This window comes from Catellatospora sp. NPDC049133 (assembly GCF_040648455.1).
Taxonomy (GTDB): Bacteria; Actinomycetota; Actinomycetes; order Mycobacteriales; family Micromonosporaceae; genus Catellatospora; species Catellatospora aurea.
Window position 1 is genome coordinate 71,383 of record NZ_JBEZDT010000035.1, and the last position, 25,299, is coordinate 96,681.

25 protein-coding genes are annotated in these 25,299 nt (G+C 71.3%); 13 read left to right on the top strand and 12 right to left on the bottom strand.

The window, feature by feature from the left end; all coding sequences use genetic code 11:
* The first annotated feature begins 353 nt into the window (after positions 1 to 353).
* Positions 354 to 728, top strand: a complete 375-nt coding sequence (locus AB0B35_RS32400) for a PRC-barrel domain containing protein (protein ID WP_361052791.1) — start codon at positions 354 to 356, stop codon at positions 726 to 728.
* A gap of 123 nt (positions 729 to 851) precedes the next feature.
* Here the strand turns inward: AB0B35_RS32400 and AB0B35_RS32405 are convergent, their stop codons facing one another.
* Positions 852 to 998, bottom strand: a complete 147-nt coding sequence (locus tag AB0B35_RS32405) for a hypothetical protein (protein WP_361052700.1) — start codon at positions 996 to 998, stop codon at positions 852 to 854.
* 284 nt (positions 999 to 1,282) lie between these two features.
* Here AB0B35_RS32405 and AB0B35_RS32410 point away from each other — a divergent pair, with 284 nt between their 5' ends.
* Complete coding sequence (locus AB0B35_RS32410; RefSeq protein ID WP_361052703.1) at positions 1,283 to 1,570, top strand: hypothetical protein; 288 nt, start codon at positions 1,283 to 1,285, stop codon at positions 1,568 to 1,570.
* A 322-nt stretch (positions 1,571 to 1,892) separates the two neighbouring features.
* The gene (locus tag AB0B35_RS32415; protein ID WP_361052706.1) at positions 1,893 to 3,284 is read left to right on the top strand and encodes an MDR family MFS transporter; all 1,392 of its coding nucleotides are present in this window, start codon (positions 1,893 to 1,895) and stop codon (positions 3,282 to 3,284) included.
* A gap of 87 nt (positions 3,285 to 3,371) precedes the next feature.
* On the opposite strand, the gene AB0B35_RS32420 is transcribed toward AB0B35_RS32415, so the two are convergent.
* Together AB0B35_RS32420 and AB0B35_RS32425 are read right to left on the bottom strand one after the other, a co-directional pair.
* Positions 3,372 to 4,724 (bottom strand): HAMP domain-containing sensor histidine kinase, encoded by a 1,353-nt coding sequence (locus tag AB0B35_RS32420; protein WP_361052709.1) that lies wholly within the window; start codon positions 4,722 to 4,724, stop codon positions 3,372 to 3,374.
* Entirely contained in the window at positions 4,721 to 5,422 is a 702-nt protein-coding gene (locus AB0B35_RS32425; protein ID WP_361052712.1) for a response regulator transcription factor, read from the bottom strand. The genes AB0B35_RS32420 and AB0B35_RS32425 overlap by 4 nt, the downstream gene beginning before the upstream one ends.
* Before the next feature lie 260 nt (positions 5,423 to 5,682).
* Here AB0B35_RS32425 and AB0B35_RS32430 point away from each other — a divergent pair, with 260 nt between their 5' ends.
* Genes AB0B35_RS32430 through AB0B35_RS32440 form a run of 3 tightly spaced genes read left to right on the top strand, consistent with a single transcriptional unit; the run spans position 5,683 to position 8,965 of the window.
* Positions 5,683 to 6,645, top strand: coding sequence for a polyphosphate polymerase domain-containing protein (locus AB0B35_RS32430; protein WP_361052715.1), 963 nt, complete (start codon positions 5,683 to 5,685; stop codon positions 6,643 to 6,645).
* Positions 6,642 to 7,319 carry a DUF4956 domain-containing protein gene (locus AB0B35_RS32435; RefSeq protein ID WP_361052718.1) on the top strand — a complete coding sequence of 226 codons (678 nt, stop codon included), beginning with the start codon at positions 6,642 to 6,644 and terminating at the stop codon, positions 7,317 to 7,319. Before AB0B35_RS32430 ends, AB0B35_RS32435 begins: the two co-directional genes overlap by 4 nt.
* Complete coding sequence (locus AB0B35_RS32440) at positions 7,319 to 8,965, top strand: CotH kinase family protein (RefSeq protein WP_361052721.1); 1,647 nt, start codon at positions 7,319 to 7,321, stop codon at positions 8,963 to 8,965. Before AB0B35_RS32435 ends, AB0B35_RS32440 begins: the two co-directional genes overlap by 1 nt.
* Positions 8,966 to 8,998: 33 nt before the next feature.
* On the opposite strand, the gene AB0B35_RS32445 is transcribed toward AB0B35_RS32440, so the two are convergent.
* Positions 8,999 to 9,979 carry a helix-turn-helix domain-containing protein gene (locus AB0B35_RS32445; protein ID WP_361052724.1) on the bottom strand — a complete coding sequence of 327 codons (981 nt, stop codon included), beginning with the start codon at positions 9,977 to 9,979 and terminating at the stop codon, positions 8,999 to 9,001.
* Between the two features lie 103 nt (positions 9,980 to 10,082).
* On the opposite strand from AB0B35_RS32445, the gene AB0B35_RS32450 reads away from it, so the two are divergent.
* Positions 10,083 to 11,144 carry a saccharopine dehydrogenase NADP-binding domain-containing protein gene (locus AB0B35_RS32450; RefSeq protein ID WP_361052727.1) on the top strand — a complete coding sequence of 354 codons (1,062 nt, stop codon included), beginning with the start codon at positions 10,083 to 10,085 and terminating at the stop codon, positions 11,142 to 11,144.
* 7 nt (positions 11,145 to 11,151) lie between these two features.
* On the opposite strand, the gene AB0B35_RS32455 is transcribed toward AB0B35_RS32450, so the two are convergent.
* The gene (locus AB0B35_RS32455; protein ID WP_361052729.1) at positions 11,152 to 12,060 is read right to left on the bottom strand and encodes an alpha/beta hydrolase; all 909 of its coding nucleotides are present in this window, start codon (positions 12,058 to 12,060) and stop codon (positions 11,152 to 11,154) included.
* Positions 12,061 to 12,126: 66 nt separating this feature from the next.
* Between AB0B35_RS32455 and AB0B35_RS32460 the strand changes: the two genes are divergently transcribed.
* The 3 genes from AB0B35_RS32460 to AB0B35_RS32470 all read left to right on the top strand — a co-directional run bounded on the left by AB0B35_RS32460 (position 12,127) and on the right by AB0B35_RS32470 (position 14,535).
* Positions 12,127 to 12,732 (top strand): TetR/AcrR family transcriptional regulator, encoded by a 606-nt coding sequence (locus AB0B35_RS32460; protein WP_361052732.1) that lies wholly within the window; start codon positions 12,127 to 12,129, stop codon positions 12,730 to 12,732.
* Between the two features lie 40 nt (positions 12,733 to 12,772).
* The gene (locus AB0B35_RS32465) at positions 12,773 to 13,408 is read left to right on the top strand and encodes a hypothetical protein (protein ID WP_361052734.1); all 636 of its coding nucleotides are present in this window, start codon (positions 12,773 to 12,775) and stop codon (positions 13,406 to 13,408) included.
* An 80-nt stretch (positions 13,409 to 13,488) separates the two neighbouring features.
* Positions 13,489 to 14,535 (top strand): questin oxidase family protein, encoded by a 1,047-nt coding sequence (locus AB0B35_RS32470; RefSeq protein WP_361052737.1) that lies wholly within the window; start codon positions 13,489 to 13,491, stop codon positions 14,533 to 14,535.
* Here AB0B35_RS32470 and AB0B35_RS32475 read toward each other — a convergent pair.
* Genes AB0B35_RS32475 through AB0B35_RS32490 form a run of 4 tightly spaced genes read right to left on the bottom strand, consistent with a single transcriptional unit; the run spans position 14,532 to position 19,615 of the window.
* Positions 14,532 to 16,553 carry a phage holin family protein gene (locus AB0B35_RS32475; RefSeq protein ID WP_361052740.1) on the bottom strand — a complete coding sequence of 674 codons (2,022 nt, stop codon included), beginning with the start codon at positions 16,551 to 16,553 and terminating at the stop codon, positions 14,532 to 14,534. The two genes, AB0B35_RS32470 and AB0B35_RS32475, sit on opposite strands and share 4 nt — an antisense overlap.
* Positions 16,541 to 17,299 (bottom strand): MBL fold metallo-hydrolase, encoded by a 759-nt coding sequence (locus tag AB0B35_RS32480; RefSeq protein ID WP_361052743.1) that lies wholly within the window; start codon positions 17,297 to 17,299, stop codon positions 16,541 to 16,543. Before AB0B35_RS32480 ends, AB0B35_RS32475 begins: the two co-directional genes overlap by 13 nt.
* A 2-nt stretch (positions 17,300 to 17,301) precedes the next feature.
* A complete protein-coding gene (locus tag AB0B35_RS32485) occupies positions 17,302 to 18,171 on the bottom strand; it encodes a hypothetical protein (RefSeq protein WP_361052745.1) in 870 nt (289 codons plus the stop codon).
* Positions 18,172 to 18,208: 37 nt separating this feature from the next.
* Positions 18,209 to 19,615, bottom strand: coding sequence for an MFS transporter (locus tag AB0B35_RS32490; protein WP_361052748.1), 1,407 nt, complete (start codon positions 19,613 to 19,615; stop codon positions 18,209 to 18,211).
* Between the two features lie 970 nt (positions 19,616 to 20,585).
* On the opposite strand from AB0B35_RS32490, the gene AB0B35_RS32495 reads away from it, so the two are divergent.
* Entirely contained in the window at positions 20,586 to 21,071 is a 486-nt protein-coding gene (locus tag AB0B35_RS32495; RefSeq protein WP_361052751.1) for a hypothetical protein, read from the top strand.
* A 168-nt stretch (positions 21,072 to 21,239) separates the two neighbouring features.
* The gene (locus AB0B35_RS32500; protein ID WP_361052755.1) at positions 21,240 to 21,476 is read left to right on the top strand and encodes a hypothetical protein; all 237 of its coding nucleotides are present in this window, start codon (positions 21,240 to 21,242) and stop codon (positions 21,474 to 21,476) included.
* 76 nt (positions 21,477 to 21,552) lie between these two features.
* Here the strand turns inward: AB0B35_RS32500 and AB0B35_RS32505 are convergent, their stop codons facing one another.
* Positions 21,553 to 22,266 carry a GNAT family N-acetyltransferase gene (locus tag AB0B35_RS32505; protein ID WP_361052758.1) on the bottom strand — a complete coding sequence of 238 codons (714 nt, stop codon included), beginning with the start codon at positions 22,264 to 22,266 and terminating at the stop codon, positions 21,553 to 21,555.
* A 140-nt stretch (positions 22,267 to 22,406) separates the two neighbouring features.
* On the opposite strand from AB0B35_RS32505, the gene AB0B35_RS32510 reads away from it, so the two are divergent.
* Entirely contained in the window at positions 22,407 to 23,090 is a 684-nt protein-coding gene (locus AB0B35_RS32510) for a HEAT repeat domain-containing protein (protein ID WP_361052761.1), read from the top strand.
* On the opposite strand, the gene AB0B35_RS32515 is transcribed toward AB0B35_RS32510, so the two are convergent.
* The gene (locus tag AB0B35_RS32515) at positions 23,076 to 23,711 is read right to left on the bottom strand and encodes a DUF998 domain-containing protein (RefSeq protein WP_361052764.1); all 636 of its coding nucleotides are present in this window, start codon (positions 23,709 to 23,711) and stop codon (positions 23,076 to 23,078) included. The two genes, AB0B35_RS32510 and AB0B35_RS32515, sit on opposite strands and share 15 nt — an antisense overlap.
* Before the next feature lie 76 nt (positions 23,712 to 23,787).
* Positions 23,788 to 25,290 (bottom strand): class I SAM-dependent methyltransferase, encoded by a 1,503-nt coding sequence (locus AB0B35_RS32520; RefSeq protein ID WP_361052767.1) that lies wholly within the window; start codon positions 25,288 to 25,290, stop codon positions 23,788 to 23,790.
* Between the last annotated feature and the right edge of the window lie 9 nt (positions 25,291 to 25,299).

Genomic DNA, 25,299 nt, shown 5'->3' on the forward strand with positions numbered 1-25,299 from the left:
TGTGTGACCCGGCCCCGACCGGATCATGAAATCAGGTACCGACTCGGTCTTCGCCCGGGAACGCTGCGCCCTCCCCGCCGTGCCGGCCCGGGGATGAGCCGCTCGACCTGCTCAACGTGGCCACGTATGCGATTGCCGACGAATGGCCGCGCCTGCGCCAGGCGATCGACCGGCTGCTTCGCGGCTGACCCTGCCGGTCGTCTTGCGGGCGAGCCTTGCCTGCGGGAGCCGAATCCGCGTCCGAGGTGTTCGCCGGACGGATCGGCTCGAGGATCTCGCGATGGTTGGCGGGGCCGCCGGCGGGTAGATGGGCAGCGTACTTGGCTGTGAGCAAGGAGGCTGTCGTGACGCTGATGAACCCCACGCCCTGGGATCCGTGGAACTACCACGAGACCCTGGACTACAAGCCCGTCATCGAGGGCGGGGAGAGGGACTTGACCGGCTTCCGGGTGGAGGCCACGGACGGCTCGATCGGCAAGATCGACGAGCAGGCCGGGGAGGCCGGCTCGCGGATCCTCGTGGTCGACACCGGCCCGTGGATCTTCGGCAGCAAGGTGGTGCTGCCCGCAGGCGTGATCAAGAGCATCGACCTCGACGACGAGCGCGTCTACATCGACTGCACCAAGGACCAGGTCAAGGACGCGCCGGAGTACGAGGCCGAGCGGCATCAGGACGGGGCCTACCTCGACTCGCTGGGCTCGTACTACGGCCAGTTCCGGCAACTCTGACGACCTGGCCGCAGGTGGCAGTGGGCAGGCCGCCCACCCCGTCCGGTGACCGCTCTGCGCCGACGACCAGGAAAGGAACAGGCCCGGGTCCGCTTTGCGGTACCCGGGCCTGTCGGTTCATGCTCATCGCGCCGTGTGGTCGCGCGCCTGGCGGCGCTTGCGGCCGCTGCGGTGCAGCCGGTTGGCCACCCGCTCCGTGGCGGCCTGTTCGATGAGTTCTCGGTGATGCATCTTCGCGAGAGCGAAGTCCATCTCGGGCGATCCGAACATCGCAGACTCCTCAGTCCTTGACACTGTGTTACTGACGAGATGAATACTCCTCCTGCGACGGGCTCTGCCCATCCGCACCGACGGCGTATCTTGCCTGCACGCGACCTACTTAGACGGCCGCCCTGCCCGCTCTAGGTATGCCTACTCGTAGTGACGGCCGTCACGAACGCCGGCCACGAATTCCGGGCGGTCGTTGCCATCCTCGATGTTCGAACGTATGTTCGAACTAGGTGGCTGCCCCGTATCGGGGCGGTCCTGTTCTCGTCGAAGGGCGGGCGGGCGTGATGCGTCTGTGGGCAGGCGATTTCCGGCGCGGCACGCTGTCGTACCGCGTCCGCGACAACCAGGTGCTGTACGTCGTACGCCGCGACTGGTCCCACCCCGCGACCCACGAGTTCGTCCTGCCGCGGTTGACCGAAGCCGAGGCGGTACGGACCGCCGCCGCGGACTTTCGCTACTGGCGGCCCGGCCCGGTGCGCCCACGGCTGAGCGTGGTGCAGATCAGCGCAAACGACCTGCGCATTCATCGCCGGCGTCGCGACTGCATGGCACCCGACTGCCCGCGAGCGTGACGAACACCACTGTCGTTCCGGTGAACGAGGCTCTCTTCGGCGACACCGTTTCGGCCGGCGATGTGTTGTAGGTGTCGTCACCCGGTAGGAGTCGTCCGCTGGTGAAAACCGGGTGACCTTTGCCAGAACTTGTAGCAGTGTGAGTAGCTGCGATGCGTTTTGTCGGTGGCATCGGTCAGTCTGGGCAAGACAGCGACTGGCGGTGAGTCCACCGGCAGTCACCGCCTGAATCCCCGAGACCCCCGATAGAGGTACCGTGTCCAGCCAGCTGCTCGATTCACCCGCCAAATCCGCGACACCGCCGTCGGGTCGCACCCCGCCCGTGATCCGGCTTCTCGTGCTGGCCACGTTCATCGTGATCCTCAACGAGACGATCATGATCAACGCTATCCCGAACCTGATGGACGCGTTGAAGATCACCGAGCAGACCGCGCAGTGGCTCTCGACCGCCTTCATGCTGACCATGGCCGCGGTCATCCCGATCACCGGCTGGTTCCTGCAGCGCGTGTCCACGCGTGGCGCGTACGCCACGGCGATGGGCCTGTTCCTGCTCGGCACCGCGGCGGCCGCCGTCGCGCCGAGCTTCGAGATGCTGCTCGGCGCGCGCATCATCCAGGCGTCCGGCACGGCGGTGATGATGCCGCTGCTGATGACCACGCTGATGCACGTGGTGCCCGAGCACGACCGGGGCAAGGTCATGGGCAACGTCACCCTGGCCATCTCGGTCGCGCCCGCGATGGGCCCGGCGCTGTCGGGCGTGATCCTCAACTTCGGCTCCTGGCGGCTGCTGTTCGCCGTGGTGTTCCCCATCGCCGCCGTGATCGCCTGGGGTGGCCTGAAGCAGCTTGAGAACGTCGGCGAGCCCGAGGTCAGCACCATCGACTGGTTCAGCGTGACGCTGGCCGCACTCGGCTTCGGCGGCCTGGTCTACGGGCTCAGCCAGTTCCAGGGCGACGACCTCGGGATGGCCGCCGGAATCGTCGCGGCCGGGCTGGTCGCCATCGCCGTGTTCGTCTTCCGTCAGCTGTCGCTGCAGAAGTCCGGCTCACCGCTGATGGACCTGCGCACGCTCAAGCACCGCACGTACACGATCGCGCTCATCCTGATGTCGGTCGCGTTCATGGCGATGCTCGGCTCGATGATCCTGCTGCCGCTGTACCTGCAGAACATCCGCGGGCTCAGCGCGCTGCAGGCCGGGCTGCTCGTCATGCCCGGCAGCCTGGCCATGGGCCTGCTCGGACCGACCGTGGGCCGCCTGTTCGACCGGTTCGGCGGCCGGGTCCTTGTCATCCCCGGTGCGATCGCCATCTCGCTCGCGCTCGCCGGCTTCACCCAGGTCTCGATGACCATGCCTTACTGGCAGCTGCTCGCCATGCACGCGCTGCTCATGGTGGGCCTGGCGGCGACCTTCACCCCGGTCTTCACCCTGGGTCTCGGCGCGGTTCCGCCGCCCCTCTACGCCCACGGCAGCTCGATCCTGGGCACGCTGCAGCAGGTTGCGGCGGCCTTCGGCACCGCGCTCGTGGTCACGGTGATGAGCGCGCGGGCCGACTCGCTCAAGGCCGACGGCGTCGCCGCCACGGCCGCCAGCCTCGACGGCATGCGGCTCGCGTTCATCATCGGCGTGGTCCTGTCCATCGGCGTGGTCATCACCGCTCTGCTGCTGCCCGCCAGGGCGGACAGCAACGCCGAAGGCGTGGTACACGCTCACTGAGCAGCGCTATGAAGGAAGGGCACATCCCGTCGCGGGGTGTGCCCTTCTTTCATGCTCTCTGAGCCGAGCCGGACGAGGCCGGCCGTCTCACTCGGCGGGGATCGAGATCTGGAACCTGTTGCCGCCGCCGGGCCTCGGGCTGACGGTGACGGTGCCGTCGTGGGCGGTCACCGCCTGCTGCACGATGGCCAGGCCGAGGCCGGAGCCCGGTACGGCGCGAGAGGTGTCCAGGCGGTGGAAGCGCTGGAAGATCCGCTCCCGCTGGTCGGCGGGCACGACAGGGTTGCGGTCCAGGACGCTGAGCTGTGCCGTGCGCGCCGGTCCGGCACTGAGACGCAGTTCCACGGTCTGGTCGACGGGGCCGAACTTGGCGGCGTTGTCCAGCAGGTTGACCAGGGCGCGCTGCAGGGTCGCGGGCCGGGCGCGGGCGACCACCGTCGCCGGAGCATGCAGCCGGAAGTGGGTCTGCGGGAAGTGCGCCTCGGCGAGGCTGATCGCCGAACCGGCCAGTTCGGTGAGGTCGACCTGGGTCATGGGCTCGTCGGCGGTGCGCGAACGGGCCAGGTCGACGAGGTTCGCGACGAGGTCGGCCAGCTCGACGCTCTGCAGGTCGAGGTCGGTGAGCAGGGCGGCGCGGTCGGTGTCGTCGAGGCGGTCCCCGGCACGGATGAGGACTTCCACATTGGTGCGCATGCTGGCCATCGGGGTGCGCAGTTCGTGGGCGGCGTCCTCGATGAGGTCGCGTTGCTGCTGCTGGGCGTCGCCCAGCCGGGCGAGCATGTGGTTGAAGGCCTGACCGAGCTGGGCGATCTCGTCGTGGCCTGAGGCGGGGATCGGGCTGCTCAGGTCGCGGGTCTCGGCGACGCGGGTCGCGGCGGCGGTGAGCTGCCCGACGGGCCGCAGGCCGGCGCGGGCGACGAAACGGCCGGCGAGGGCCGCCGTCGCGGCCGCGGCGATGATCAGTACGGCGATGAGGGTGCCGAACCGCTGGACGGTCGCGTCGGCACCGGCCAGGGAGCGTGCCACCTGGATGGTCTGCCCGTGCGGGCCGACGAAGGTGAGCACCCGGAAGCGGCCCTGATCGGTGTCGGCGGTGTAGGTGCTGCGCGGGCGGGCACCGGTCGCGACGGCTTCGTCGTCGGCGGTCCAGGGCAGCGGTGTGCTGTCCCGGGGCACGGTGATGGTGCCGGTGGGGAAGCGGATCTGCAGCCGCAGGTCCTGCTGGGCGTCCAGCGGGTTCGGGGGGATGTTCGCGGCGGTGGCCGGGGTCAGGTCGCTGAGCGGGCCGCTCGCGATGCCCCGCAGCTCGCGGTCGGCCTGGGAGATGAGGGTCTCATGCAGCGCGAGCAGCGCGAGGATGCCGACGGCGACGGCCACGACGGTGACGGCGGCGGCGGCGATGACGGTCAGCCGGTTGGTGAGCGAGGGCCTGCCGGTCACGGGCGCTGCTCGCCCGCGCGGAGCACGAAGCCGACGCCGCGGACGGTGTGCAGCAGGCGGGGCCGGTCGTCGGCTTCGAGTTTGCGGCGCAGGTAGCCGATGTAGACGTCGAGGCTGTTGGACGACTGGTTGAGGTCGAAGCCCCAGACGTGTTCGAACAGCTGGGCGCGGCTGAGCACCCGGCCCTGGTGTTCGAGCAGGGTCTGCAGCAGGCTGAACTCGGTGCGGGTCAGCTCGATCGGGGTGCTGCCGCGGCGTACCTCGCGGGTGGTGCGGTTGACGGTGAGGTCGCCCAGGCGCAGCACGTCGTCGGCGTCGGCCGGCGGCGCGGTGCGGCGCAGCAGGGCTCGTACGCGGGCGAGCAGTTCCTGCAGCGCGAAGGGTTTGACGAGGTAGTCGTCGGCCCCGGCGTCCAGGCCGGCGACCCGGTCGGCGACGGCGTCGCGGGCGGTGAGCATCAGCACCGGGGTGCGGTCGGCGGCGGCCCGCAGCCGGCGGCAGACGTTCAGGCCGTCCAGGACGGGCATCATGACGTCGAGCAGCAGCAGGTCGGGTTGGAGTTCGAGGGTCTTGGCCAGCGCTTCGGCTCCGTCGGCGGCGAGGTGGACGGTGTAGCCCTCCAGGCGCAGAGCACGGTCGAGGGCTTGGCGCACGGACGCGTCGTCGTCGGCCACCAGTAGCCGGTTGCCCGGTGTCATGGCACCACCATAGGGACCGACCAGTGCTGGCCTGCAGTTTTCTTAGCCAATTCTTAGGCGGGGGCGGTCACATGCTGTCCGGGTCTTTGTGCCGTTTCGAGGGCTCCGACCTTTTCTTAAAGAATTCTTAGCCTTTCCACCGGGGTTTCTTAGATTGGCTCGCCAGGCTGATCCGTGTTCACCCACAGTCAACCCGGGGTTCAGGCACCGTTCACCATCGATGCCCGCACGCCTCCCGGGGCGAGAGAAATGGTACGCGAATGCGACTGCTCCCGCGCTCAGCGCCGACGGGACCCGACAGCGGCGGCGGCCCGGCCCAGCAGGCATCCGGCAGAACGTCCGACGACCACGGCGGCCACGCGCTACGGGCCCCCAGCGCTCTGCACGCGTTCAACCGGTACGAGATCAAGTACCTGGTGCCGACCGAGCGACTGGCGGCGATCCGTGCCGAGCTGCGTGCCCGGCTCGACCTGGACAGTCACGCCACCGAGGGCGGCTACGGCGTGTGGAGCGTCTACTACGACACCCGGCTGCTGCGCTTCTACTGGGAGAAGATCGAGGGTCTGCGGTTCCGCCGCAAGATCCGGGTGCGCCACTACGGCGACCGCTTCGACATCGACGACGACACCACGGTGTACGTCGAGATCAAGCAGCGGGTCAACCGGGTCACCCAGAAGCGCCGCGTCGCGATGCCGTACGGCGACGCGCGGCTGCTGTGCGACGGCCGGCAGATGGTCCGCCACAAGCCGGGCCAGACCGGCTTCATCCAGGAGGTCCTCGGCCTGGTCCAGGGCCTGGACCTGCGCCCGGTCGCGATGACCGGCTACCAGCGGGAGGCCTACGTCGGCCGCGACGCCGACCTCGGTCTGCGGGTGACCCTGGACCACCGGGTCCGCGGCCGCGACCGCGAGTTCGACCTCGGCTCCGCCGCCGAGAACCGGCTGATCATCCCGGCGTCGCTGTCGGTGCTGGAGGTCAAGGCCAACGACCGCGTGCCGTACTGGCTGACCGACCTGGCCGCCCGCGCCGAACTGTCCGTCGTGCGCGTGTCGAAGTACTGCCAGAGCGTCGAGGCCTTCGGTCGCGCCCCGCGCTCGCTGTTCCACATCCCCGACCACGACGCCGAGGCGCCCGCCCCGGCCGCCGAGGACACCGACGACCCCACCCACCTCGACGTCGCCGCGGCAGCAGCACCGGCGCTGATCATGAAGGCAACCCGATGAACTTCGAACTCCAGGACCTCACCGGCACGTTCAGTGTCACCGACATCGTCATGGCCATGGCCCTGGCGTTCCTGCTCAGCGCGATCATCGGCTGGGTGTACCGGGCTACGCATCGCAACGTGTCCTACAGCCAGTCCTATGTGCAGACCCTGGTCATCCTCGGCATGCTGGTGTCACTGATCATGCTGGTCGTCGGGTCGAACATCGCGCGGGCGTTCGCCCTGGTCGGTGCGCTGTCGGTGGTCCGCTTCCGCAACGCGATCAAGGAGACCCGCGACGTCGGGTTCATCTTCCTGGTCATGGGCGTCGGCATGGCGGTCGGCACGCGGTTCTACAGCCTCGCGGTGATCGCGACGGTGGCGATCTGCCTGGTCATCTTCGTGATGTTCCGGTTCAGCTGGTTCCAGCTGTCGGTGCAGCGGCAGGTCGTCAAGGTGCAGGTCCCGCCGGAGGGCAACTACACCGCCACGATCAACGACGCGCTGATCGCGCACACCACCGAGTTCGAGCTGGTCAGCATGGAGTCGATCCGCGGCGGCGCGCTGACCGAGCTGATGTACACGGTGCGGCTGAAGAAGGGCAGCGAGCCCGGCGACCTGATCAGCGCGCTGAGCCAGTTGACCTCGGGCCAGCGGGTCACCGTGCTCACCGGATACGACCAGACGGATCTGTGATGACCACGAGTCCTGCGCCCGGGCCCGCGGCGCCGCCGCGGGCCCGGCTCAAGCACCGCATCCCGGTGCGCGTCCGGCACTACTGGAAGCTGCTGGCCACCTGCGTGGCAGTGGTCGCGGCGCTGGTCGTGGTCGCCGGCAACGTGCGGATCGCGCCGATCGTGACCAGCCAGGCGGCGGGCAAGCACGACGAGGTCGTGGAGAACATCGACGGCACCGTCGACCTGTTCGACGCCACCGTCGCGCACACCGTCACCATCACCTACACCGAAGCCGACTACCAGCGCATGTTCGACGAGTACATGCAGACGGGGGAGAAGGAGTACGTGCGCGTCGACGCGACCGTCGACGGCACCCTGATCCGCGACGTCGGCATCCGCCTCAAGGGCAACTCCACGCTGTCCGGCGTCACCCACGAGGGCAAGACCCGGTCGCTGTTCGAGGACCGGGGCGGCGAGGGCGGTCCCGGCGGCCGGCCGGGCATGCCCGAGGGCGGGTTCCCAGGCATGCCGGAGGGCGGGTTCCCGCAGCTGCCCGGTGCCGGTGAGGGCGGCAACCAGGGCGGCGGCCGGGGCGGACCCGGCGGGATGATGGGCGGCGCTTTCGGCCGGGCGAGCCTCGACAGCGCCAAGCCCGAGGAACTGCCGTGGCTGATCAGCTTCGACGAGTTCGCCGAAGGCCGCCGCTACCAGGGCCGCAGCGAGGTCGCCGTGCGCGTGTCCGGCATGGGCGGCGGCACCACGGTGGTCAACGAGGCCCTCTCGCTGGCCGTGGCCGCCGCCGCCGGGCAGCCCACGCAGCGGTACGCCTACACGGCCCTGCAGGTCAACGGCCGGCCCGTCAAGGCGCGCCTGCTGGTCGAGCACCCGGACGAGGACTTCGCCGACAGCCTCGGCAACGGCGTGCTCTACAAGTCGCTGGCCACGGGACAGTTCACCTACCAGGGTGCGGACCCGACCGAGTACGAAGACGACTTCAAGCAGGTCAACAACAAGGGCAGCCACGACCTCGCGCCGGTCATCGACCTGGTGAGGTGGGCCGACGAGGCCTCCGACGCCGACTTCGACGCCCACCTGGCCGACCACGTCGACGTCGCCTCGTTCGCGCGGTACCTCGCCCTGCAGAACCTGCTGCTCAACTTCGACGACATGTCGGGTCCGGGCAAGAACTACTACCTGTGGTACGACCTGGACACCAAGAAGTTCAAGGTCATCAGCTGGGACCACAACCTGACCTTCAGCGGCAGCGCCACGGCCGGACCCCACGACACGATGTCGATGGGCGGCTTCCCCGGCGGCGGCGGCGACTTCCCGCTGCCGGAGGGCATGGAACTGCCGGAGGGGTTCACTCCGCCGGGCGGCGGACCCGGCGGCGGCCGGGGCCCAATGATGGGCGGCAACAAGCTCAAGGAAAGGTTCTTGGCTTCGGACGCGTTCAAGACAACGTACGAGGACGCCTACCGCGAGCTGTACCAGAAGATCTACGCCGACAAGGCGGCCGAGAAGGCCCTGGACCGGATCACGGCCACGTTGAACACCGTGCAGGGGGCCGACACCGCCGCCGTCAAGACCGATGTCGACAAGCTCCGCGCCACGGTCCAGCAGCGCGCCGAGGCGCTGGCCGAGGACGCAGTGATCAAGGGCTGACCTGGCATCGTCCCGGGATCGCGACAGGGCGGATCAGGACAGGCCGGAGGCCGCCTCCCCGTGCGGGAGGCGGCCTCCCGGCGTGCGGAAGGTGCGGCGGTAGGCGTCCGGCGCCACGCCGACGGTGCGGTGGAAGTGCCGGCGCAGCGTGGTGGCGGTGCCCATGCCCGCCGCCTCCGCGATGGCGTCGATGCCGCTGTCGGTGTTCTCCAGCAGTTCCTGTGCGCGGCGGATGCGCTGCGTGGACAGCCACTGCAGCGGGGTGGTGCCGGTCGTCGACCTGAAGTGGCGGGCCAGGTTGCGCGAACTCATGTTCGCCTGCCGGGCCAGGTCTTCCACGGTCAGCGGGCGGTTCAGCCGCTCCATCGCCCACGGGAACAGGTCGGCGAGGGGATGGTCGTCGCGGGCGGGCACCGGGGTGGTGACGAACTGGGCCTGGCCGCCCGCGCGGTGCGGGGGCACGACCAGTCGGCGGGCGACGGCGTTGGCGACCGTCGAGCCATGGTCGCGGCGGATGAGATGCAGGCACAGGTCGATCGCGGCGGCCTTGCCGGCGGAGGCGAGCACGTTGCCGTTGTCGACGTAGAGCACGTCCGGGTCGACGTCGATCCGGGGGTAGCGGGTGGCCAGCGCGTCGGTGTGGGCCCAGTGGGTGGTGGCGCGCAGCCCGTCCAGCACCCCGGCGGCGGCCAGTACGAACACACCGGTGCACAGCGAGACGAGCCGGGCCCCGGACCGGTGAGCGGCCCGGACGGCCTCGACCAGGTCGGCGGGCGGGTCGGCGTCGACGTCGTCGATGGCCGGGATGATCACGGTGTCGGCGGTGGCGAGCCGGTTCAGCCCGGCGTCGGGTTCCATCCGGAATCTGCCGATCCCGACCGGGCCCGGACCGCAGACCACCAGGTCGTACCACGGGTCGGCCAGGCCGCTGGGGTCGCGGACGAAGATCTCGCAGGCCATGGCGAGTTCGAAGTGGAGCATTCCGTCGGTGGCGGCGAGCGCGATCGTGGCCATGTCCGAAAGTGTATGGGGCGTGGCGTTCCAGACACTCGTCCGAGACCGTCGCCGTTGGGAGGATCTCTTCAGTCGATCTTTGAAGAGCGCTGAGGAGCTGAAGATGGGTACGGACAAGACCGTGGCGGTGTTCGGGGCGTACGGGCACACCGGCCGGTTCGTGGTGGCCGAGCTGGCGGCGCGCGGGTTCGCGCCGCTGCTCGTCGGCCGCGACGCGGGCAAGCTCCAGGAGCTGGCGGAGTCCCATCCGGGGCTGGAGCACCGGGTGGCGTCGGCGGACGATCCGGCCTCGCTCGACCGGGCGCTGCGGGGCGCGGCAGGGGTCGTCAACGCCGCCGGTCCGTTCGCTTCGACGGCGGGCCCGGTGATCGAGGCCGCCCTGCGCGGCGGCATCCCGTACGTGGACGTGGCCGCCGAGATCGAGGCCAACCTCGACACGTTCGCGCACTTCGCCGACCGTGCCCGGGAGGCGGGGGTCGCGGTGGTCCCGGCGATGGCGTTCTTCGGCGGGCTCGGCGACCTGCTGGTCACCACGGCGATGGGGGACTGGACCACGGCCGACGAGGCGCACGTCGCGTACGGGCTGAGCAGCTGGCACCCCACGCCCGGGACCGTCGTGTCCGGCACCGTCTCGCGGGACCGGCGCGACGGCCGCCGGGTCCGCTACACGGGCGGCCGGATGGAGTACTACGCCGCCGAGCGCGACCTGCCGACCCTGGACTGGGAGTTCCCGGCTCCGCTGGGCAGTCGGCCGGTCCTCGGCGGGTTCACGATGGCCGACGTCGTCGCCGTCCCCAGCCACCTGGACATCCCCGAGGTGCGCACGTACATGACCGCCGACGCGGCCAGGGACCTGGCGGCCCCGGACTCGCCCGCGCCGGCCGCGGTCGACGACAGCGGCCGGTCCGCGCAGACGTTCGTGGTCGACGTCGTCGTGCGCACCGGCGACACGCAACGCCGCGTCGTCGCCACGGGCCGGGACATCTACGCGATCAGCGCGCCGCTCGCGGTCGAAGCGGTCCACCGCATCCTCGCCGGGCAGGCGAAGACGACCGGGGTCGCCTCCGCCGGCGAGATGTTCGACGCGGCCGACTTCCTGGGTGCGCTGTCGGCTCACCTGTCGGTCGAGCCGCGCCACGAGTCTCGCGTGGCGCAGTTCGCCTGATCGGGCCTCAGCCGGTGGTGACCGGTCCGGCGGCGAGTCCGGCCTGGGCCGCCATGGCGTCGGCCATGGCGGCCCACACGTGTTCGGGCAGGACATGGCCCATGCGGGGGTACACCACAGCCCGTGCGCCGGGGATCCGGCGGGCCAGCGCGGCTCCGGCGGACGCGCGGATGAGCGGGTCGTCGGTTCCGTTGACGATCAGTGTCGGTGCGGTGATCTCGCCGAGCCGGCGGCCCGTCGCGCCGAGGTTGAGCCCGGCGGCGGTCTGGCGCTGCGTCGTGCTGGGATCACGCGGGGACCGCGCGTGGCTGAGCCGCGCCACGGATCGGGCCCACTCCTCCTCGAACGGATGGTGCGGGGAGGACAGCAGCCGGATCATGTCGACCAGGGTCTGCACCGCTCCCGCGTCGGTGTCGGGGTGCTTGATCCGGGCGAAGCGGCCGAACACGCCGAACTTCACGTAACGCAGCAGGCTGAGTTTTCCGGAGGGCCCGCCGGCGACGGCGGTGATGGTGCGCACCCGCTGCGGGTGCAGGACGGCGGTGGCCAGTGCGAGGCCGGTGCCCAGCGAGACGCCGCACAGGTGGGCGGAGTCCCAGCCGAGGGCGTCCATGACGGCCAGCCCGTCGTCGACCATGTCCGAGGCGGTGTAGACGGGTTTGCGGCTGCCGCTGAACAGGACCCGGAACGGGTTCTCCCGCTGCGGCGACGTGAAGTGCGTGGACAGCCCGGCGTCGCGGTTGTCGTAGCGAGCGACGTGGAAGCCGCGGTCGGCCAGCGCCTGGCAGAAGTCGTCGGGCCAGAACACCATCTGGAAGTCCAGGCCCATGATGAGCAGCAACGGCTCGCCGCCGGGCGCGCCGAAGGTCTCGTACGCGAGCTCGACTTCTCCGTTGTGTGCCGTCCGTATGGTCACCGTGGCCTCTTCGCGGTAGTTTTGCAATGCGACTGCATTGTAACCACGGGAAGGTACGTTCTGGCCATGCCCCGCAAGGTCGATCATGATCAGCGCCGCCGCCACATCGTCGAGTCGCTGCTGCGCATCACCGGAGCGCAGGGCCTGGAAGCGGTATCCCTGCGCGAGGTCGCCCACGAGGCCGGCGTGTCCATGGGCGCCGTCCAGCACTACTTCGCCACCAAGGACGAGATGCTGCTCTACGCGCTGCAGCACTGGCTGAGCCTGAGCGTGCACGACCGCTTCGCCGGCCGGGTCCGCGACCGGCTCGCCGGTGCACCCGCGGGAGAACCCGCGGCGATGCTGCGCGCGATAGCAGCCGAGTACCTGCCGCACGATGCGGCCGGACGGGCCGATGCGCTGGTCGCCGTCGCGTTCCTGTCCCGGGCGGCCGTCGCGCCGGCGCTCGCCGCCGCGCTCGCCCCGGCCTTCGCCGGGTTCGTCCGCACGCTGGGCACCGTGTTCGAGAGCGCCGGGCCGGCGATCGACGCGCCCGCCGAAGCCCAGCGCCTCGCCGCGCTGCTGGACGGGCTGCGGCTGCCGGTGCTCGCCGGCGCGCTGTCACACCGGGACGCGTTGGCGGTCGTGGACCGTCACCTCGCCCAACTCACCACCGCCACCGCGCACGCCTGACCTCGTCGGCGCGCCGCGGTTGGTGGCATGATGCTCCGCCGTGGGCAACTCGACCGTGTACCGGATCTACACCAGCGACGACCTCGACGCCGTCTACGCGAAGACGCGGCAGCTGCTCGACCTGCGGTCGCCGACCTGCTGCCCGTCGTACGTCTCGGCGTACATCGAGCTCGACACCCACCGGGACCTCGCCCGCTACCTGCCACTGGACCGCGCCCACGTCTCGGTGGACGTCCCTGCGGAGCTGTTCGAGCAGGTGGCGGCGGTGCTCGACCCGCTCCTGCCGGCCGCCCGCCGGATGACCCGGCGACGTGACGGCAGCGCATACCTGATGGCCGACCTGAGCGACGACGTCGTCGCTGCGCTGTCGAGGTTGCCGCGGCTCGAAGCCACGGTCTTCACCCGCGAGCACGAGCTGCATGAGGACCCGGCCGATCTCGTGGTCGCGGCGGTCGGCACCGATCCGGCGTCGGTCTCCTGGCACGTGTGCTGGCAAGGGCGGCACAACGAGGCCGGATTCGAGCTGGGTCTCAACGGGGCGGAGATGTGGCACCGCGATCCGCCGCCAGGACACAGCCTGTACGTGCACGTCGGCCCGCATGACGAAGAACTGGCACAGGGACTGGCCCGCGCGGTCCGGGGCGGCATCCTCGGCGAAGCCGCCGGGGGATGGTGACCCGCCGACGCTGTTCGCGTACTTTTGCCCGTTCAGACGCTCTTGACATCAAGTCGACTTGAAGTCGAAAGATGTTGAGCATGACAAACGGGGTTCTCGACGAGGTATACCAGCGGCTGCAGCACACCGGGCCGGAGCGCGACGGCTGGCTGTCCAACCACGCGCCCATGGCGGCGGAGGCACTGGTCCGGCATGGACACGCCGACCAGGTGCACGCCTGGATCGACGGCTACGCCGACCGGCTGTCCGAACGCCCGCGCGGCATCCAGCGCATCTCGGCGGGCGAGTGGCGCGATCCGCTGGGCGACCCGGTCCGCACCGGTGACTGGCTCACCTTCTTCGAACGGCAGCTCACCGAGCGGCCCTGGCGCGAGGTGCTGATCCAGTGGTGGCCCCGGCTGCTGCCGGGCGTGGCCGCCGGGGCCACGCACGGCGTCATCAGGGTCGGGCACGCGGTGCGCGCCCTGCTCGACAGCGAGCAGGACGGCGCGGCGACCCCGGCCCGGGTGGCCGAGTTGGGCGCGGGCCTGGGCTACTGGGCCGCCCGCTGGCAGCCGCTCGCACCGGCGGGCAAGGGACCGTACCGGTCGAGCGATCCGCGTTCGGCGCTCGACGCGGTGCCCCGGGTGCCGCACCAGCGGTCCGGGATCCGCAACCGGCTCGCACAGCTCGCCGACCTGCCGGGATGGCCGGAGTCGGCCGGGGCCGTGCCAGGCGACGCCGAGGCGGGCGCGCCGGACCGGCTCGCCGCCATCGTCGAGGCGGCGGCGCTGCGGTTCGGTACGCACGGGCACGGCAACCCGGTGATGCTGGTGCACGCGACCACCGCGCCGAACGCGATCGCGCGGGTGCTGCCGGTGCTGCCCGCCGCGCTGTGGGAGCCCAGCATCCAGGCCGCGTGGGCCGCGACGGCGGCGGTGACGAGCGCGTACTCGCCGGCCGAGGCCCGGCCGATGCCGGTCCGCGCAGCGACGGATCCGGCCGACCTGATGGCGCGCGGGCTGCACGATCAGGACTCGCACGGCATCAAGTTCATCGACGCGGCCCTTGACGTGCACCGGCGCACCGGCGAGCAGGCGGTGCTGGACGTGGCGACGTACGCCAACGACCTGATCGTCCGGGGCTAGCCGGGCGGCCGCGTCCGCAGTCCGAGGTTCGCCAGCCAGCGCACCAACTGCCGGTGGACCGCGTCCGCGCCGACGAGAGGGCCGGGCGCGGGCCACTCGGCAGGGTGGATCAGCACCGGCCGGGTCTGCCACCCGCCCAGCCCGCCGTGGCAGCCGACCAGCTCCTCGAACGCGGCCACCTCACCGGTCGCCGGATCGAGCAGGCTGTTGAGCACGACGTCGCCGACGTGCGGCAGCGTGTCGTGCCGTCGCAGATCGTCGGCCGCGTGCGGGCCGAAGGGGGCGAGGGGATCCGCGCCGTCGATCCGCCCGTCGGCGAGGTGGCGGACGCCGTCGCGGCCGAGCACGATCGGTCCACGGGCACTGGACCGCACCATCGCGAACCCGATGCCCGGGTGGGCGACGAGGCCGGTCAGCAGGTTCGGGTGCCGGGCCTCGATCTCCTCCAGCGTCAGGCGGCGGCGCTCCCGGGCGAGGTAGACCATGCCCAGGTTGCCGGACGCGACGACGACCAGTTCCGCACCCGCGGCGGGCCCCGGCGCGGGTTCCTGGTCCCGCGCCTTCAGCACGTCGTGGGTCAGCCGGCCGACGACCTTCTGCTCACCGCTGACTTCGGTGAGCAGGGCCCGGACCCGGCCCCACTGCTCGTTTTCGGGCGCGGTCGCCACGTCCGCGCCGTCGCCCGCCATCAGCTTTCGGACCAGGGCCTCCAACGTCGTGCCGTACCGCTGCAGGAACGTCGCGCCCTGGCTCTGCCCGTGGTCGGACAGGACCACGATGTGGTACGGCCGTGGCGCGCTGCGCGCGAGCTGCTCCAGCGTGCCCAGCACCCAGTCGATGCCGTCCAGGGAGGCCAGCGACTCCGCCCGGGTCGGCCCGGCATGGTGGGCGATCTCGTCGTAGTCGACGAAGTCGCAGTACAGGGCCGGTGCGCCGCGCATCATGTGCTCGGCCGCCAGGTTCAGGTTGAGGTCGCGCAGCAGCACGTTGGTCACGCCGCGCAGCGCGACGTAGGACGCGGCACGGTGCACCCGGGGTTCGATGTCGCGGGCCCGCTGTCGCCGCGCCTGGAACACCTCTTTGATCATTTCTCCGGCGGTCAGCACCAGCGAGCGGGTCAGGCCGAACGGGTCGACCAGATAGCTGCTGACCTCCCGGGTGGGGCCGCGCCGGCTGCCCTTGCGCCCCACCGTGCTCATGGTCAGCAGGCTCACCGGCGCGTCGCCGGAGAAGACGTTGGACAGGCTCACCCCGCCGTCGGCGAGCAGCCCCCGCCCGTCGGAGAAGCTCTGCTCGACGTACTCGGCGTCTTTGGGGTGGTTGGTGACCACGAGGCGGCCGGTCTCCTTCTCCAGCCAGCGGAACGCGGGCACGTGCGCGCTCGCCCCGTGCAGCAGGCCGGCCTGGCTGGCGGGGGTGGTCGCGGGCAGCTGGGCATGCCATTCGGCCAGCGTGTGGCTGCCCGAGCGGATCCAGCGGGTCAGCGTCGGCAGGTTTCCCGCCTGGATCGCCCAGCGGGCCAGCGGTGCCGACAACCCGTCGATCTGGATCATCAGCACGCCGGGGACCGCGGTGGCGACCGCTTCGCGGCGGGTCTTCTTCGTGGACCGCAGCAGATGCGCGAGCATCGCCGAGTTGTCGCCCGCGGTGACGAGCCACATCCCGGCGCTGACCAGGATGGAGTAGATCCACGACGCCCAGAACGCGGGCCAGAAGCCGTCCACCGTGATGTGTGGGGCGAGGATCAGGGCCAGGTAAACCAGCAGCGACTGGGTCAGCAGCCAGCCCGCCACGACTCCGGTCCAGCCGAGCCGGGCGGCGAACACGGCGAACACCGGCCGCAGCACCGCAGCGGCGATCGCGAGCAGCACCGCGGCCAGTAGGACGTCCCATCCGGTGCTCGCGGACAGGCCCGGCGTGACGGCGATCGCGATGCTCAGCGCCGCCCAGTCGAGCAGCAGCACGACGATCGCCGGGCGCAGCCGGCCGCCGACGCGGCGCAGGTTCACGGCTGCCATGTCAGCCCGCCGCCGGGGGCCAGCACCGTGACCTCGGTGGGCAGCTCGCGGGCCGCGACGGCGGCGGCGAAGGCGCGGGCGGGCTCGCGCAGCCGGTCGCGGTAGAAGACGCGCAGGCCGTACGGGAACAGCGTGCCCCAGTGGATGGGCACGGCACGGCGCGGGCGCAGCAGCGCGACGGCTTCGGCGGCGCGCCGCGGGTCCAGGTGCCCCGGGCCGAGGTTCGGTCCCCAGCCCCAGACCGGGATCAGGGCGAGGTCGAGGTCCGGGGACAGGTCGCGCATCCCGGCGAACAGGTCGGTGTCGCCGGCGAAGTAGACGGCGGTCCGCCCGGTCCCGATGAGGTATCCCACCGCGGCGGCCCGGGGCCCGAACGGCTCGCGCCTGCCGTCGTGCACCGCCGGGGTCGCGGTCACGGTCACCGGGCCGACCTGGTGGGACTCGCCCGCCTGCAACGTGACCACCCGCCGGAAGCCCCGCCGCCGCAGGAAGTCCCCGGCGCCGTCGGGTGCGACGATGCGCACGTCGCGGCCGAGCAGTGCCAGCGAGCGCAGGTCGCAGTGATCGTGGTGCAGGTGGGACAGCACGACGACGTCGACGTCGGCGTGGTCGGCGGGCGTGACCGGCGCGGCGATCCGGCGCAGGAACGTCAGACGGCCGCGCAGCACGGGATCGGTGAGCACCCGGACGCCGTCGAGGTCGAGCAGGACCGTCGAGTGACCGAGGAACACCAGGGAGCAGGCCACTGTCAGGTCCGGGACGCGCTGCGGCGGCGGGCGAGGGCCGCGGTGATGGGGATGGCCGCGCAGAGCCCGCTGAGCAGGATGGCGGCGAGCGCGCCGAGGACGGCGGGCTGGTCGCTGAAGGCGATTCCGATGGCGGCCAGGGCCGGGCCGAGGTTGCGTACGGCGGTGACGGCGCCCATGGTGGTGCGCCGGGCCGGTGACCCGGTGGACAGCAGTGTGCCCAGGGCGAAGGCGAGGGCGGAGAACAGGAACCCGGCCAGCAGCGCCCGCGAGCCCAGCAGGTCGACGACGTCGCTCCAGCTGCCCAGCAGCATCCCGCCGAGCACGATCAGGAACGTCACGTTGGACACCTTGACCGCGGCCGGGTGCCAGGACAGGGCCGTGTCGGCGGTGTAGTGGCGCAGCAGCAGGCCGATCGCGAACGGCACGAGCTGCAGGATCGCGACGGTGCGCACCAGCGCGCCGACGTCGAGCGAGATGCCGCCGCCCACGTCGGCCGCCGTGAGCAGCACGTTGGCGGTCAGCGCGAAGGTGACGCTGCCGATGGCCGCGAGCAGCACCTGCATGGCGGCGCCGGTGGTGACGTCCCCACGCTGGATCATGCCGAGCTTGGCCCCGAACGGCCCGCCGGGTGAGCACGCGATCAGCAGCAGCGCGATGAACGGCGCGGTCGCGAGCTGCAGCAGGGCGGCCAGCCCCCAGCCCAGCAGCGGGATGACGACCAGGTTGGCCAGCAGCACGAGCACGAGCAGGGGCACGTCGGTGAACGCCCGGCGCAGGGCGGGCAGGGTCGCGCCGAGGCCCGCCGCGAACATGGTCGACGAAATGAAGATCACGGTTATCGCGTTGAGCAGCAGCTGCAACGTGTCCACGTGGTCTCCTGCCTGGTAGGTCTGGGACATGGGCAGATCAGGGCACTGAGGGTGCGGCTGTTCTCGGCAGCTTCGCGGCCGCGAACAGCCCGGCCAGCGCCACGACGGCCAGTACGGCCATGGCCAGCCCGTACGCCCGCCCGGGGGTCGCGGTGATGCCCGCGACGAGGATGGTGCCCGCGACGGCGGTGCCCAGTGACGAGCCGAGATTGGACACGCTGCGGGACAGGCCGGAGATCTCACCCTGCAGGTCGTCACCGAAGCTGGACTGCACCACGTTGACCGACGGGGTCAGCATCAGGCCCAGCCCGAGCCCGATGAGCAGCAGCCCCGGCGCGAACGCCCAGACCCCGGGCGTCCCGGCGACCAGGGCGAGCAGCACCAGCACACCGGCCGCGGTGAGCACGAAGCCCGCCTGGATCAGCGTGCGCTGCGGGCGGCGTTTGGCCAGGCGCTCGGCCGCCAGCGACGAGACCAGCAGGCCGACCGTCGCGGCGGTGAAGATGACGCCGGTCTGGATCGCGTCGTAGCCGCGGACCACCTGCAGGTACGCCGCCACGGTGAACGAGGTGCCCATCAGGATCAGCCACTGGGCGTTCTGCGTGATGAGGCCCAGGTTGGAGGTGCGGTTGCGGAACAGCGCGGTCGACAGCAGCGGCTCGCGGCCGGCCTGCTCCTGGGCGCGTACCCACCGGAAGAACAGGAACAGCAGCAGCACGCCCGCGGCGATCAGGCCGAGCATCAGCCACCCGTTGTCGTCGGCGGCGAGGATGCCGGCGACGACGAGGATGAGCCCGGCCGCCGACAGCACCGCGCCGCGGGTGTCGAACGGGCGCGTCGGGTCCGGTGGCAGCGGGTCGAGCACCTTGCGGCCCAGCACGATGATCACCACGATCACCAGGGCCTGGAACACGAAGGCCCAGCGCCAGCTCAGCGCAGAGGTGATCAGGCCGCCGATGAGCGGTCCCGCCGCCGCGCCGACGCCGCCCATCGCGCTGATCGCGCCGAACGCCTTGGCCCTCGCGGCGACGCCGCTGAACAGCAGGGTGGTGAGGATGTAGACGGGCGGGATGAGCAGCGCGGTGCCGACACCCTCCAGGATCGAGTTGCCGAGGATGAGCACGCCCAGCCCGGGTGACACGGCGCTGAGCAGCGCGCCGATGCCGTAGAGGATGAGGCCGGCGAGGAAGCAGCGCTTGCGGCCGTACCGGTCGGTCAGCTTGCCGCCGGGGATCATCAGGGCGGCCATCACCAGCAGGAAGATCGTGATGGCGATCTGGACGCCCTGCACGGTCGTGTCCAGATCCTGGCTGATGTCGTTGATCATCACGTTCATGTTCGAGCCGGCGAAGCTGCAGATGAACTGCGCCAGCGCGAGCGGCACGAGCATCTGGCGCAGGGCCCGCGCGGGCGGTTCGGCGGCGGGGGATCGGGCCGTGGTCATGGGTGCCTCCTCGATCGCCCGTGTGCGTGGGCCGCATCGAGCAGCCTGTCCAGGTTCTCCACGCGCCTGTTCGCAGGGCGCGGGTGCCCTACAGCGTATTAAGCGTGTCCGGTTCATGTCGTTATATTGCAAATGGCCGATGATAAACCGCGTATTCCCTTCACCTCGGGAGTCCGCAGCGAGCACCCGGTTGCGTTTTGGCGTTTGTTGCGGCATGGGGGATGCACGGCAAGCAGTCTATCCATATTGTTCGATTCATCCTTTCTGGGTAGTTCGCCCGGAGCCGGTCGATGCACGTCTGCGCTGGACAGCCGCCCTATGTGTCAGCGGTAGCGCACCGTGTTCCCTATGCCCCATTCCATACCTGATGCGGCAGGGTTGTTCGCGTGGCCGCGACCGGACGCCTCCCGGCGATCCGCGCAGCGGCACCCGACACAGGAGGCCGCCCGTGGTGCACCAGCCGCTGACCCGGCGAGGCCGACGCATGCTCGCCACCGGTGCGCTGGCGGCCGCCACTGTGCTGATCGCGGCGGGTGCTGTCGCAGCCGCGGCTCCGTCCTGGCGCGGCTCCGCACAGGCACCGGTCGAAGGCCACGCTGCCGGAAGGTGGCCCAGCCCGTCGGCGCACGCCGGGCCGACAGCCACCCCAGCGGCCCCGGCTCCGGCCGGAACCACCCGACCGGGCACCGAAGAGCCGGGCGCGTCAGCGTCCACCGGCCCTTCGCCGGTGCCGACGGCCTCACCGTCGCCGTCGCCGTCACCGACGGCCGATCCGCCGCCGACCGGCGAGACGGTGCCTGACCCGGCTCCAGAATCCGAGCCGTCCGAAACCCCGACCCCCGAAACCGCGACGGCCGACCCGTCGCCACCTGTCCCCGCGACGCCCGCGTCCGCGGCGTAACACCACGTCAACCAGCAGCCGGCGCGCCGTGTGGCGCGCGGGCCGACCCACTGTGCCCAGGAGGACACCATGAAGCACCAGCGGATCACCAAGCGGACCGCCGTCGTCGGCACGGCCGTGCTCGGCACCATCGTGGCCGCCACCGCCGCGTGGGCCGTGTTCGGCTCCACCATCGTGGCCGGAGCCACCGGTGGAGCCGAAATCGTCCAGGAGATCACCGTCGTGGGGCAGCAGCTCAGCTCGCCGCTGCTGCCGGGCGAGTCGTCGAACGTGAAACTGGCCATCCACAACCCGAACTCGAACGTGCGGGCACAGGTCACCGGCATCAGCCCCGGCGCGGTCACGGTCAGCGGGGTGGCCGAGGCAGACGTGGACACGTGCAAGGCGTACGTCATCACGAACCAGGGCATGTACCCGGCGCTGCCGACGCTGGCCAAGGGCGGCGACTTCGACTACACCATCGGCGACGGGGTGAAGTTCGGCGACGCGCCCCTGATCTGCCAGGGCATGACGTGGACGACGAACTGGAACGTGACGTTTCAGGCAGTTCGCTGACCGGGTGGTGGCGACCGGCGTGCTCCCGGTGACGGGCGGTCCCGACGTCGTATCGCTGCTGCTCACCGGCTTCATGTGCGTGCTGCTCGGGGTGTGCGGCCGCTGGTGGGCCGGTCGGTGAGCCCTGGCCCGTGAACCGGGCCCGCGGCTCGCACCGCGGCGAAGAACGTGCTGCGTACCCGTGGCGCGGCCGTGAACACCGTGCCCGGATGGGCCGCGTCCGGCTTCGAGAACGACCCGGCGAACCCGCGCAACCCGGTCCTCGTCGGGTTCATCGACTCCGACCTGTCCCGAGGCTTCCTGCTGGTGTCACCGCCCCGGATCACCAAGGCCCAGCCCGAGCACCGCGACGACCTGCCGCACCCCGGTCTGCCTGCGTCCGAGGGCTGCCTGACCTGCCGGTGAACGAACCGGACCGGCCACTGGGGGCGTTCGCGCACCTGGCGGCCGGTCCGGCCACCCCCTTGCCCGTTTCCTGGCGTCAGCTGTGGCCCGGCCGGAACGCGGCCGGAAGGTGAACCTCGGGAATGTGCACCGAGCCCATGGTGATCGGCCGCCGCACGCGGAAGCCGAGCCGCTCGTACATGGCGTACGCGCCGGGGTTGCCGTCGCTCACGTGCAGGAAAGCCCGCTCGCCCCGCTCGCGCATACCGGCGATCAGCGCGCGGACCAACCGCATGGCCAGGCCCTGGCGGCGGTGGGCGGGGTCGGTGCAGACGGCGCTGAGCTCGTTCCAGCCGACGGGCCGTAGGCGCTCCCCGGCCATCGCCACCAGCACACCGCCACGGCGGATGCCGAGGTAGGTGCCCAGTTCGAGGGTGCGCGGCGTGAACAAGCGGCCGTTGCGGTGCCGGGCGACGAACGCCACGATCTCGGGCAGGTCGGCCGGGCCGAGCCGCACCGCCTCGTCGTCGTAGCGCGGCTCGACGGCGTCCTCGACGAGCTGCAGACCGGGTCCGACGCCGGTGACCTTCCAACCGTCGTACGGCGCGACGACGACGCCCGCGACCGGGGCTCGCTCGGGGCCGACCAGCGCGGCGGCGTCGGCCCAGTCCTCGGCGGTCGTCGGATGCGGGATCGCGATGAACCTCGACAGTTCCGGCGGATAGCGCAGGATGCGGCCACGCCGCTGCGCCAGGTGGGCGTGCGGTCCGGTCAGCGCGGATCGCACGGGGTCGTCGAGCGGATCGGCCATTCTGGTCCCCAGGTCGCTGCGAGGGCCGGTGCGGACTCCAGCCCGACACTGACGGTCGTGAATGGAGTCTAGATTCGACGGCCAAGGCCGCGTTGGGCTCCGGCGCGAAACCCCGTTGAGCGGCGGCCGACAATGGCCTGATGGGGAATCAGGACCGCAGGGTCGAACCGGCTTGGATGCCGGACGCGGAGTTGTTCGCCGCAGCGGCGACCGAGGTCTCCGAGGGCGACCCTCTCGACCCGGCTCCACACCTGGTCGCCCTGCACGAGCGGCCGACCCGGGCGGTGTACGCCACCGCGGTGCGCTTGCTGGACGACGAGGACCCGGACGCGCGCGAACTCGGCGTGCGGGTCCTGCGGGAACTGGGGCGGCAGGACGACGCGGGACGCAGGCCGTTCAGCACGCAGGCGATACCGCTGCTGGTCGGGCGGCTCGATCGGGAGCAGGACCCGTATGTGCTCCAGAACGTGATCTCGGCGCTCGGGTACAACGCGGCGTGGGAGGCCCTCGACGAGGTGCTCCGGTTCACCGGGCACCCGAACCGGTGGGTCCGCTTCCACGTCGCGGCGGTGCTTCCGGCGCTGGTTGACCCGGAGCGGATCGAGCCGAAGGCGCTGGAGGCGCTGCGGTCGCTGTGCCGGGACGAGGAGGCCGACACCCGGTACTACGCTCTGTACGCGATGGTCGAGGAGATCTCGGGCGCTGATCCCGAACTCGTCGCCCGGTCACTCGCCGATCTGGTGGACGACCCCGACGAGCAGATCCGTGAGCTGGCCCGGGTCCACCTGGCCGCCGGGGATGGCGGCGGGTCAGCGCCGGATTGATCCGCCGCGCCAGATCACCGTGCCGAGCACGACCGTCCAGACGGTGAGCGGGTCGAAGCCGAGCCGTTCCGTGCCGCCGACGCCCAGCCCGAGATGCAGCCCGCTGGCGAACAGCACGCAGCCGACGATCCCGACGACGCCCATCGTGAGCGAGAACGCCCGCTCGCGCCGCCGCTCCCGGGGTGTGGCCAGCCCGAGCAGCAGTGGGCTGAGCGCGGCCGGGAACTGCAATCCCGCCCCGACCAGGTGCAGCGGCATGTTCACGTCACCGGGCGCCAGACCGACCAGCACGGCGCCGACGCCGCTGACGGCGATCAGGGCGAGCCCCGACCCCGCCAGGCGATGCCGCGGCCACCAGCCCCGGGTGGTCAGCGCACCGACCGCCGTGCACAGGCCGACCAGCACGAACGTCGCGTTCATCAGCACGTGCCGGGGCGAGCACAGGAAGACCCCGGGCCGCCACGATTCGTCCGAGGTCGTGCAGATCGCGTTGCCGAGATCGCTGATCGTGTTGTCGGCGAAGCTGTATGCCGGATCCCAGGCCGCCGCGACGACCGGCTGCACCAGGAAGTAGACGATCGTCAGCATCCAGCAGGCCGCACCCAGCCGTTGTCTCACCATGTCGACATCAGACTCATCGACCAAGGGGCGCGCGCCCGGCGAAGGCGGCCGGATCCGCTGACCCCGACTGTCGGTTTCACGAGTTCAGCGGGCGGCGGGCGACCGCCAGCAGGTGGGTCACCGGCCAGTCCAGCGGCGTGCCGTCGAGGTCGGTCAGCGCGGCGACCGGGGCGATCCGGTTGTCGACGATCCAGTCGTTGCGGCTGGTCCCCGAGGCCGGGTCCAGCTCGAAGCCGACGTCGGTGAGCAGGCGCCGCCAGTCCGCGTACGCCATACCGCAGAACTGCTCGCGGGTCTCCGACAGCCAGCTCGCCGAGTAGTCCTTGCGGGTCAGGTAGTCCATGGCGTCGCCCAACGAGAGCCGGACGGTGTCACCGGCCGGGACGTGCGGCACACCGAAGGCGAAGTCGACCGTGAACTGGTCGAAGCGGGCCCGCGTGGACAGCCCGGCGACATATGCGGCGACCTGCGCGGACGGCAGGCCGGCCAGGTCGGTGCGCGGCCGGTCGGGGTTCTCGCCGTCGCCGCGCTCCAGGCGCAGCAGCACCTGACGGTCGCGGTCGCCGGGGCCGCAGACGTCACTGTTGATCCAGACCCCGCCCGGCGCGGTGTGGTCGAAGATGGCCTGGGCGAAGGCGCGCAGCGACTTCTCCTGGTCGCCGTACGACCAGATCTCGTGGGTCAGCGCGAAGGTCAGCGTCGTGTTGATCGAACGCGCGGGGAACACCGCGCCGCCGAGCACGTTGCGGCGGTAGAAGAACACGTTGGGGTTGGCGAAGACGCCCTGCGCCTTGCGGTGCACGCACTCGTCGAACAGGTGGCGGGCAACCTCGACCCCGATCAGGTCGCTCTCGCGCAGGGCCGGCTCGCGGTCGGCGAGTTCGAGCACGGCTCCCGCGCCGCAGCCGATGTCGACGACCCGGCCGGGCTGCACGTGCTCGCGGGCCGCGGCCCACTTGCGGGCGGCGCTGTCGGCGAACGCCTCCACGTAGGCGCGGTAGTCGCGGGTCGCGGTGAGGCCGCCCTCGTCGCCGACGACCGGGTCGTTGACGACGGTGCGCACGGTCTCGGTGAGGCGGTAGCGGTCGAACACGTCGACGGTGGCGGGATGGGCCAGCTCGCGCCACGTCTCGTCGCCCGCGGCCAGGCGCAGCAGCACGTCCCAGGGGCGCTCGGCGGCGGGGGACTGCCCGGCCTCGACGGGGTCGATCGCGAAGCCGAGCCGCTCGTACAGCGCGGCGACGTCGGGGGTGGAACAGGCCACGACGGTGTTGCGCGGGGTCAGCTCGATACCGGTGGCGGCGGTGATGTTCTTGATCGTGACCTCGGCGAACCGCGGCGTCGGCGGCATGTCGAAGACCGGCACCACCACCGAGCGCAGGCCGGTGGTCGCGCTGAAGCGTTCGACGGCCGCCTCCCGCCGGTGGTACGGAACCGGGTTGCGGCGCGTGTTGTCGTGGTTCGCCGAGGTCACCGCCCAGACGATCGTCGCGCCGTGCCGGGCGGCCAGCTCGACGAGCCGGTCGGCCTGAAACCGGGTCAGCAGGTGGTGGCGTCCGGGGAACAGCACGAATTCCATCGGAACTTG

Bases quoted from the DNA above. Each gene is read 5' to 3' on its own strand.
- AB0B35_RS32440 (WP_361052721.1), top strand. From the start codon at position 7,319: ATGACCACGAGTCCTGCGCCCGGGCCCGCGGCGCCGCCGCGGGCCCGG.
- AB0B35_RS32470 (WP_361052737.1), top strand. From the start codon at position 13,489: ATGACAAACGGGGTTCTCGACGAGGTATACCAGCGGCTGCAGCACACC.
- AB0B35_RS32400 (WP_361052791.1), top strand. From the start codon at position 354: ATGAACCCCACGCCCTGGGATCCGTGGAACTACCACGAGACCCTGGAC.
- AB0B35_RS32430 (WP_361052715.1), top strand. From the start codon at position 5,683: ATGCGACTGCTCCCGCGCTCAGCGCCGACGGGACCCGACAGCGGCGGC.
- AB0B35_RS32445 (WP_361052724.1), bottom strand. From the start codon at position 9,979: ATGGCCACGATCGCGCTCGCCGCCACCGACGGAATGCTCCACTTCGAA.
- AB0B35_RS32495 (WP_361052751.1), top strand. From the start codon at position 20,586: ATGAAGCACCAGCGGATCACCAAGCGGACCGCCGTCGTCGGCACGGCC.
- AB0B35_RS32405 (WP_361052700.1), bottom strand. From the start codon at position 998: ATGTTCGGATCGCCCGAGATGGACTTCGCTCTCGCGAAGATGCATCAC.
- AB0B35_RS32450 (WP_361052727.1), top strand. From the start codon at position 10,083: ATGGGTACGGACAAGACCGTGGCGGTGTTCGGGGCGTACGGGCACACC.
- AB0B35_RS32510 (WP_361052761.1), top strand. From the start codon at position 22,407: ATGGGGAATCAGGACCGCAGGGTCGAACCGGCTTGGATGCCGGACGCG.
- AB0B35_RS32460 (WP_361052732.1), top strand. From the start codon at position 12,127: ATGCCCCGCAAGGTCGATCATGATCAGCGCCGCCGCCACATCGTCGAG.
- AB0B35_RS32475 (WP_361052740.1), bottom strand. From the start codon at position 16,553: ATGGCAGCCGTGAACCTGCGCCGCGTCGGCGGCCGGCTGCGCCCGGCG.
- AB0B35_RS32490 (WP_361052748.1), bottom strand. From the start codon at position 19,615: ATGACCACGGCCCGATCCCCCGCCGCCGAACCGCCCGCGCGGGCCCTG.
- AB0B35_RS32410 (WP_361052703.1), top strand. From the start codon at position 1,283: ATGCGTCTGTGGGCAGGCGATTTCCGGCGCGGCACGCTGTCGTACCGC.
- AB0B35_RS32505 (WP_361052758.1), bottom strand. From the start codon at position 22,266: ATGGCCGATCCGCTCGACGACCCCGTGCGATCCGCGCTGACCGGACCG.
- AB0B35_RS32425 (WP_361052712.1), bottom strand. From the start codon at position 5,422: ATGACACCGGGCAACCGGCTACTGGTGGCCGACGACGACGCGTCCGTG.
- AB0B35_RS32515 (WP_361052764.1), bottom strand. From the start codon at position 23,711: ATGGTGAGACAACGGCTGGGTGCGGCCTGCTGGATGCTGACGATCGTC.
- AB0B35_RS32520 (WP_361052767.1), bottom strand. From the start codon at position 25,290: ATGGAATTCGTGCTGTTCCCCGGACGCCACCACCTGCTGACCCGGTTT.
- AB0B35_RS32435 (WP_361052718.1), top strand. From the start codon at position 6,642: ATGAACTTCGAACTCCAGGACCTCACCGGCACGTTCAGTGTCACCGAC.